This is a genomic window from Nocardioides sp. NPDC059952 (genome assembly GCF_042730435.1).
Classification (GTDB): domain Bacteria; phylum Actinomycetota; class Actinomycetes; order Propionibacteriales; family Nocardioidaceae; genus Nocardioides.
On record NZ_JBHWLY010000079.1, the window covers coordinates 19,964 to 27,015 of the forward strand.

The following is a 7,052-nucleotide window of genomic DNA, read 5'->3' on the forward strand; positions in this document are numbered from 1 at the left end:
CCGCCCGCTGTGGCATCGTTCGAGCCATGGCCGAGACAGCTGATCAGATCTACGCCCGCGTCCAGGCCGGCGGCGACCTGCCCGTGCCGAGCGTGACCGAGTGGGACGTCTTCCCGTGGGTCGTACGCGACGGCGAGATCGCCCCCAAACCGCTCGCTCCCCCGGCTCCCGAGGAGCCGCGCGGCGGCGAGGACGGGGTGGACTGCAACCTGTGCGGCACCGATCTGCCCGGCGTGATCTGGCAGGACGAGAGCTGGCGGGTGAAGCACCTGAAGCAGTCCGGTCTGCCGCTGGTGCTGATCCTCGAGCCGCTCGAGCACTACGACCTGCCCGATCTCGACGAGCACCAGGCGGCCGAGTTCGGCGTCCTCACGGTGCGGATCGCCCGGATCGTGGAGAGCCTGCCCAACATCGCCCGCTGCCACGCGATGCGGATCGGCGACGGCGCCGAGCACCTGCACATGTGGTTCCTGGCCCGCTCGAAAGACCTGCTCTCCGTACGCGGCAGCTTCTCGCCCGACTGGGACGACATCCTCCCGCCCGGCCCCGAGGAGATCTGGCGCGCCGACCTCGCCGAGGTCGCCCGCAAGCTCGCCACCCACGGCGGCGAGGCCCTGGTCTGATGGACCTGACCGACGAGGCGGACGTACGTCGCCTGCTGGACGTGATCGAGCAGGAGATCGTCCCGCTGACCCGTGCCGGCGTGGCCGCGGGCAACAAGATCTTCGGCGCCGCGATCGTGCGCCGCGCGGACCTCTCGACGGTGGTCGCCGAGACCAACAACGAGACCGAGAACCCGCTGTGGCACGGGGAGATCCATGCCATCAAGCGCTTCTTCGAGCTGCCGGCCGAGGACCGGCCGGCACCCGCCGACTGCCTGCTGCTGGCGACCCACGAGCCGTGCTCGCTGTGCCTGTCGGGGATCGCCTGGTCAGGGTTCCCCGAGTTCGCCTACCTCTTCAGCCACCAGGACTCGGCCGACTCCTTCGCGATCCCCTACGACCTGGCGATCCTGAAGGGCGTCTACGCCGTCCCGGACCCCGACCGCGACGAGGTGGCCCCGGGACGCGACCTCTACAACCGCACCAACGCCTACTTCGTCAGCACCGGGCTCGCCCCGCTCGCCGACCCCAACCAGCTCGTCCGGATCGCCGGGACCTACGACGAGCTCTCCGCGGCGTACCAGGAGAGGAAGGGCGGCGGCGCGATCGCGCACCCCTGACGTACGACTCAGTCGCCGCTGCGCCAGCGGAGCAGCCCCGCCGCGGCGGAGAGCACCACGACCACGGCGCCGTAGACGTAGGTCGTGGTCGCGAGGCCGATCTGGGGCGTCAGCACCCCGGCGATGACGGCGGGGACACCGAAGGCCAGGTAGGACACGATGAAGATCACCGCGAAGACCTCGGCCCGCTCGTGGGCGGGGAGCAGCGGCATGATCGTGCGCAGGATGCCGAAGAAGGCCGTGCCGAAGCCGGTGCCCGCGACGACCACGGCGACGAGGTAGGCCGTCGCCGAACCGGTCGCGAGGGCGAGCAGGCTGAGCACCGTGCCGACGGCCAGAGCGGCCGTGCCGTAGAGCGTCGTCGCTCGCGCCGTCCGATTCCGGAAGGCGTACGCAGCCACCGCTCCCGCACCGGCCAGGGCCCCGATCGCCAGCCCCTGGAGGATGTGGCTGGAGGCGCCCAGCTCGGTGCGTACGATCGCCGCACCGAGCGAGAGGAACAGCCCACCGGTGGCCCAGCCGGCGAAGATCGCCGGGGCGCTGCGGGCGAGCAGGCCCCGGATCGCCGAAGGCACCGCGATCCGCGGACGTAGCGAGGCGACCAGCCCCTCGTGACGTGGCGCGGTCTCCGGGGCGAGCCACACTCCCGCCGCGAGCAGGAGGGAGAGCACGACGAGGGCGTCGAACACGATGAGCCGCGCGTCGCCGCTCGCCTGGAGGGCCACGCCGGCTACGACGGCACCGACCGCCAGGCCGGCCATCGGCGCGACGGCGTTGACCACCGCCGCCGAGCCGGGCCGCGAGGGTCGTTCGAAGTCGGCCACCGCGGCCGAGAGGGTCGAGAGCAGCAGGCCGCTCGCGACCCCCTGCAGGATCCGCGCCTCGAACAGGACGGCGGCGGTGTCGGCACCCTGGAACAGCGCGAAGCTGGCCGCCAGCAGGAGGAACCCGACGGTCACCACCGGACGCCGGCCGACGTGGTCGGAGACCGAGCCGAACACGAGCAGGGTGGCCAGCAGGGCCACGGCGTAGACGGCGAAGACCGCCGTCATCACCCAGGGCTGCAGCCCGAGGTCCACCTGGAGATCGGGATAGAAGGGCGAGGGAGCGCTGGCCCCAGCCATCATCAGCACGACCGCCCCGAGGGCCACTCCCGCGCCGAGTCGCCGGCCGACGACGGCGCCCGTCGTCGTACCGCTCACTACCTCTGCCGACATCACCACTCCATCCATCGTTCGAATTATTTCGAACCTTTTAGGAGAGTACGTGCCTTCCACTGACTGTGCAACTATTATCGAACCATGAGTTCTTCCCCGGACCTTCCGCATCCCGAGCGGTCGGAGATCTCACTGACGACCGTGCTCTTCGCGCTCAGCGACCCCGAGCGCCTGGCGATCGCCCGCCAACTGGTCGACGGACCTCTCGACATGGCGGAGTGCCACCTGAGCAACCCGGACGTGCCGAAGTCGACCAAGTCGCACCTGATGAAGGTGCTGCGTACGGCGGGCGTGGTCCGCAACGAGGCCAACGGCCGCGCCCGGCGCCTCTCGCTGCGGCGCGAGGACCTCGACGCGCGGTTCCCGGGGCTTCTCGATGCCGTGCTCTCGGCCGAGAAGGACGGCGTGAACCCCTAACCGCGGCGCCAGGGCGCCGGGCGGCCGTGCAGGAACCACTCCATGTTGCGAGTGATCCACGGCAGCCCGAAGTACGTCATGAACGGCAGCGTCACGACCATCACCCCGAGCACCTTCAGCGGCAACGCCCACCCGCCGACGACCGGCCCGAGCACCCAGTTGGCGAGCAGGCTGACCGGGAAGAACATCAGGAAGATCGTGATCGTCTGCTTCCACCTCGGCGGCGGCGTCGCGATCCCGGAGACCTGCTCGACGTCATAGGTGCTCGGCGGGTCGAACCAGCCCTCGATACCCGTACGCCGCTCGATCCGGGTCTCCTCCACGAACGGCTCCCCCGCGCCCAGCCACCAGCCGCGCTGGCGGCTGGTGTCCCAGCTCCCCAGGGTCTCGTGGGAGTCGAAGCGGTAGAGCAGGTGCCACTGGTCGGAGTCCGGCGCCGGCCGCACCCAGCCCGCTCCGAGGAACCCGGGGAACTCGCTGGCCAGCCGGATCCCCGCCTGCATCCAGGCGACCATCTCGTCGCGGCGCTCCACGGAGACTCGACGGGCGATGGTCACGGTTACCGGATCGGACATGCCGTCCATCGTCGCAGGCAGGTACGCCACGTCCCCAGCCCTCGCATAGGTTTGCGGCATGTCTGTGGTGAAGATCAATGCAATCCAGGTTCCGGAGGGTGCGGGCGCCGAGCTCGAGAAGCGATTCGCGGCCCGGGCGGGGACGGTCGACAAGTCGCCCGGCTTCCTCGGCTTCCAGCTGCTGCGCCCGGTCGCGGGCGACGACCGCTACTTCGTCGTCACCCACTGGGACTCCGAGGAGTCCTTCGCCGCCTGGCGCGACGGGGACGCCCGGGCCGCCCACGCGACCCCGCCGGGCGAGGCACCGCGCAAGCCGGTCTCCACCGGCGCCGACCTGCTGGAGTTCGAGGTCGTGCTGGACGTCAAGCCGGCCTGACGTCGGAGGCGCCGGGGATGCTGAAGCCTCCTCGGCGCTCCAGGACCTGCTCAGGCCGGCTGGAGCGCCGGGACGACGTACTCCCTGGTCAGCGGGGCGAAGTCGGCGCCCTCGGTGATCTCGGCGAGCGTCGCCCAGCGCAGCTCTGCGATCTCGGCAGCGGCGTCCGGCGTCACCTCGCCGGTCCAGGTGAAGACCGTCGAGCGCACCAGATGACCGGGCTCGTTGGCGGCGGCCGCCTCGAACTCACCGAGCAGGGTGAGGTCCTCGACCCGGAGCCGTACGCCGAGCTCCTCCGCCACCTCGCGGACGGCCGCCTGCGCGGCCGACTCCCCCGGCTCCAGCTTTCCGCCGGGGAGCATGAAGCTCGCGGTGCCGTTCTTGCGGACGGTCAGCATCCGCCCGTCACCGTCGCGGAAGACGACCGCCGCGACGGTGATCACGGGACCCATCACCGGGCTCAGAGGATCTCGCCGGGCACGTAGGCGGCTGCCTCGGGGTGGCGAGCAGTGACGGCTTCCACGCGGCGTACGACCTCCTGGACCTGCGCGACGGCGGCACCGGTGAACTCGATCGGCGCCGCGACGAGCGACTGGATCTGGTCCTCGGTCAGGCCCAGGCGCGGGTCGGCGCCGAGCTTGGCGAAGACGTCGTTCTCCACCTGGCCCTTGCGCATCGACAGCGCGGTGCCGACGGCGGCCTCCTTGATCGCCTCGTGCGCCTCCTCGCGACCGACGCCGTTGCGGACGGCGGCCATCAGGACCTTGGTGGTCGCCAGGAACGGCAGGTAACGGTCGAGCTCGCGCTGGATGACCGCGGGGAACGCCCCGAACTCGTCCAAGACCGTCAGGAAGGTCTGGAAGAGGCCGTCGGCGGCGAAGAAGGCGTCCGGGAGCGCGACCCGGCGGACGACCGAGTCGGAGACGTCGCCCTCGTTCCACTGGTCGCCGGCCAGCTCGGAGATCATCGAGAGGTAGCCGCGGAGCACGACCGAGAGGCCGTTGACCCGCTCGGTGGAGCGCGAGTTCATCTTGTGCGGCATCGCGCTCGAGCCGACCTGGCCCTCCTTGAAGCCCTCGGTGACCAGCTCGTTGCCGGCCATCAGCCGGATCGTGGTCGACAGGTTGGACGGACCGGAGATCAGCTGGACCAGCGCCGAGACCGCGTCGAAGTCGAGGGAGCGCGGGTAGACCTGGCCGACGCTGGTGAAGACGTTCTCGAAGCCGAGGTGGGCCGCGACCCGCTCCTCGAGCACCGCCAGCTTGTCCGCGTCACCGTCGAGCAGGTCGAGCATGTCCTGGGCGGTGCCCATCGGGCCCTTGATCCCGCGCAGCGGGTAGCGGGCGATGAGCTCCTCGAGCCGCTGGAGCCCGACGAGCATCTCGTCGGCGACGGTCGCGAACCGCTTGCCGAGAGTGGTCGCCTGGGCCGCGACGTTGTGGCTGCGGCCGGCCATCACGGTGGTCTCGTGCTCGGTTGCGAGCCGCGCCAGGCGGGCCAGCGTCGCGACGGCACGGTCGCGGATCAGCTTCAGGCTGGAGAGGACCTGGAGCTGCTCGACGTTCTCGGTCAGGTCGCGGCTGGTCATGCCCTTGTGAATGTGCTCGTGGCCGGCCAGCGCGGCGAACTCCTCGATCCGCGCCTTCACGTCGTGGCGGGTGATCCGCTCACGGGCCGCGATCGAGTCGAGGTCGACACCGGACTCACCCTGGGCGACGACCTTCTCGTACGCCTCCACCACCCCGTCGGGGACGTCGATGCCGAGATCCTTCTGGGCCTTGAGCACCGCGACCCAGAGCTGACGCTCCAGGACGATCTTGTGCTCGGGACTCCAGATCCCGGCGAGGTCGGCCGCGGCATAGCGGTTGGCGAGAACGTTGGGCACCACAGTCACGGAGGATATTCTCCCATGCTCCATGCCCACCCCCACTAACGTGGCGGTATGGCCCTGCGGATCCTCGCCAGCCGGCCCGATCCGGCGATCTACACCCTGCCCTGGTCACTCCCCCTGGAGGACTGGCCGGACGACGTCGTGGTGCCCCTGACCCGCGGGCTGAGTCGCCATGTCGTACGCATCGTGCGAGTGCGCAACAACATCTACGCGGTCAAGGAGACCCAGGCCGACATCGCCCGCCGCGAGTACGACATGCTGCGCGAGCTCCAGCGCCTCGGCCTGCCGACCGTGGTCGCCAAGAGCGTCGTCACCGGTCGCAAGGACCACGACGGCAACGACCTCAACGCCGCCCTGATGACCGAGCACCTCACCTACTCGCTCCCCTACCGCGCCCTGTTCGAGCGGGGCCTGGCCGCCGACCGGCTGCCGAGCCTGATCGACGCCCTCGTCGTCCTGCTCGTACGCCTCCATCTGGCCGGCTTCTACTGGGGCGACGTGTCCTTGTCGAACGTCCTGTTCGTGCGCGACGCGGCTGGCTTCGCCGCCTACCTGGTCGATGCCGAGACCGGTGAGCTGAAGCCCGAGCTCTCCGACCGGCTGCGGGAGTACGACCTCGAGGTCGCCTACCAGAACATCTACGGCGAGCTGCTCGACCTGCAGGCGAGCGAGTCGCTGCCGGAGGCCTTCCCGATCGACGCGATCGTCGAGCGGCTGCAGAGCCGCTATGACGCGCTGTGGCGCGAGCTCACCGAGGAGCAGGTCTTCTCCGCCGAGGAGATGTGGCACATCGAGCAGCGCATCGAGCGCCTCCACGACCTCGGCTTCGACGTCGAGGAGCTCGACATCACCACCAGCGAGGACGGCGACACCGTCGCCCTCCGCCCGCGGGTGGTCGAGCTCGGCCACCACCGCCGCGAGCTGCGTACGCTGACCGGGCTCGACGTCCAGGACGCCCAGGCACGGCGGATCCTCAACGACATCTCCGCCTTCCGCGCCACCCGCGAGCTCGGCGACCGACCGATCGAGGTCGCCGCGAGCCGCTGGCTGCGCGAGGTCTACGAGCCCATCGTCTCGATGCGGCCGCCCGGCGCCGCCGCCAAGCTCACCGCGGCGCAGACGTTCCACGAGATCCTCGAGCACCGCTGGGTGCTCTCCCAGTTCGCCGGCGAGTGGGTCAAGCTCATCAACGCCGCCGAGTCCTACTACGAGGACGTCATCCAGCACCGCCCCGACGAGGCCGTCACCCCACCGAGCGCGGAGTTGTGGGGATGTGTGTGGCCGATTATACCCCCGCCAGGTAACAAACCCCCCGGGGGTATAGGGGGGGCCGGGCGATTCGGAAACACGGGCC

At 70.4% G+C, this 7,052-nt stretch carries 9 protein-coding genes; 5 read left to right on the forward strand and 4 right to left on the reverse strand.

The genetic code is table 11. The annotated features are described in order from the left end of the window. Positions 1-26: 26 nt before the first annotated feature. Together ACFV9G_RS25410 and ACFV9G_RS25415 are read left to right on the forward strand one after the other, a co-directional pair. Positions 27-623, forward strand: a complete 597-nt coding sequence (locus ACFV9G_RS25410) for a hypothetical protein (RefSeq protein ID WP_378731260.1) — start codon at positions 27-29, stop codon at positions 621-623. Continuing rightward, the gene (locus tag ACFV9G_RS25415) at positions 623-1,222 is read left to right on the forward strand and encodes a nucleoside deaminase (protein WP_378731263.1); all 600 of its coding nucleotides are present in this window, start codon (positions 623-625) and stop codon (positions 1,220-1,222) included. The genes ACFV9G_RS25410 and ACFV9G_RS25415 overlap by 1 nt, the downstream gene beginning before the upstream one ends. Before the next feature lie 8 nt (positions 1,223-1,230). On the opposite strand, the gene ACFV9G_RS25420 is transcribed toward ACFV9G_RS25415, so the two are convergent. Continuing rightward, positions 1,231-2,439, reverse strand: coding sequence for an MFS transporter (locus ACFV9G_RS25420; RefSeq protein ID WP_378731265.1), 1,209 nt, complete (start codon positions 2,437-2,439; stop codon positions 1,231-1,233). Positions 2,440-2,523: 84 nt separating this feature from the next. Here ACFV9G_RS25420 and ACFV9G_RS25425 point away from each other — a divergent pair, with 84 nt between their 5' ends. Further along, a complete protein-coding gene (locus ACFV9G_RS25425) occupies positions 2,524-2,856 on the forward strand; it encodes an ArsR/SmtB family transcription factor (protein WP_378731267.1) in 333 nt (110 codons plus the stop codon). Here ACFV9G_RS25425 and ACFV9G_RS25430 read toward each other — a convergent pair. Next, a complete protein-coding gene (locus ACFV9G_RS25430; RefSeq protein ID WP_378731269.1) occupies positions 2,853-3,431 on the reverse strand; it encodes an antibiotic biosynthesis monooxygenase in 579 nt (192 codons plus the stop codon). The genes ACFV9G_RS25425 and ACFV9G_RS25430 overlap by 4 nt on opposite strands. Before the next feature lie 58 nt (positions 3,432-3,489). Between ACFV9G_RS25430 and ACFV9G_RS25435 the strand changes: the two genes are divergently transcribed. Further along, positions 3,490-3,807, forward strand: a complete 318-nt coding sequence (locus tag ACFV9G_RS25435; RefSeq protein WP_378731271.1) for an antibiotic biosynthesis monooxygenase family protein — start codon at positions 3,490-3,492, stop codon at positions 3,805-3,807. A 50-nt stretch (positions 3,808-3,857) separates the two neighbouring features. Here ACFV9G_RS25435 and ACFV9G_RS25440 read toward each other — a convergent pair whose 3' ends face one another. Together ACFV9G_RS25440 and purB are read right to left on the reverse strand one after the other, a co-directional pair. Beyond that, positions 3,858-4,259, reverse strand: a complete 402-nt coding sequence (locus tag ACFV9G_RS25440) for an NUDIX domain-containing protein (RefSeq protein WP_378731275.1) — start codon at positions 4,257-4,259, stop codon at positions 3,858-3,860. An 8-nt stretch (positions 4,260-4,267) separates the two neighbouring features. Continuing rightward, entirely contained in the window at positions 4,268-5,710 is a 1,443-nt protein-coding gene (gene purB, locus ACFV9G_RS25445; RefSeq protein WP_378731278.1) for an adenylosuccinate lyase, read from the reverse strand. A gap of 39 nt (positions 5,711-5,749) precedes the next feature. Here purB and ACFV9G_RS25450 point away from each other — a divergent pair. Then, the coding region (locus ACFV9G_RS25450; RefSeq protein ID WP_378731273.1) for a DUF4032 domain-containing protein at positions 5,750-7,052 on the forward strand (1,303 nt) is incomplete at its 3' end.

Coding starts and splice junctions, on each gene's coding strand:
- ACFV9G_RS25425 (WP_378731267.1), top strand. CDS start 2,524: ATGAGTTCTTCCCCGGACCTTCCGCATCCCGAGCGGTCGGAGATCTCA.
- ACFV9G_RS25440 (WP_378731275.1), bottom strand. CDS start 4,259: ATGGGTCCCGTGATCACCGTCGCGGCGGTCGTCTTCCGCGACGGTGAC.
- ACFV9G_RS25435 (WP_378731271.1), top strand. CDS start 3,490: ATGTCTGTGGTGAAGATCAATGCAATCCAGGTTCCGGAGGGTGCGGGC.
- ACFV9G_RS25410 (WP_378731260.1), top strand. CDS start 27: ATGGCCGAGACAGCTGATCAGATCTACGCCCGCGTCCAGGCCGGCGGC.
- ACFV9G_RS25420 (WP_378731265.1), bottom strand. CDS start 2,439: ATGTCGGCAGAGGTAGTGAGCGGTACGACGACGGGCGCCGTCGTCGGC.
- ACFV9G_RS25430 (WP_378731269.1), bottom strand. CDS start 3,431: ATGTCCGATCCGGTAACCGTGACCATCGCCCGTCGAGTCTCCGTGGAG.
- ACFV9G_RS25415 (WP_378731263.1), top strand. CDS start 623: ATGGACCTGACCGACGAGGCGGACGTACGTCGCCTGCTGGACGTGATC.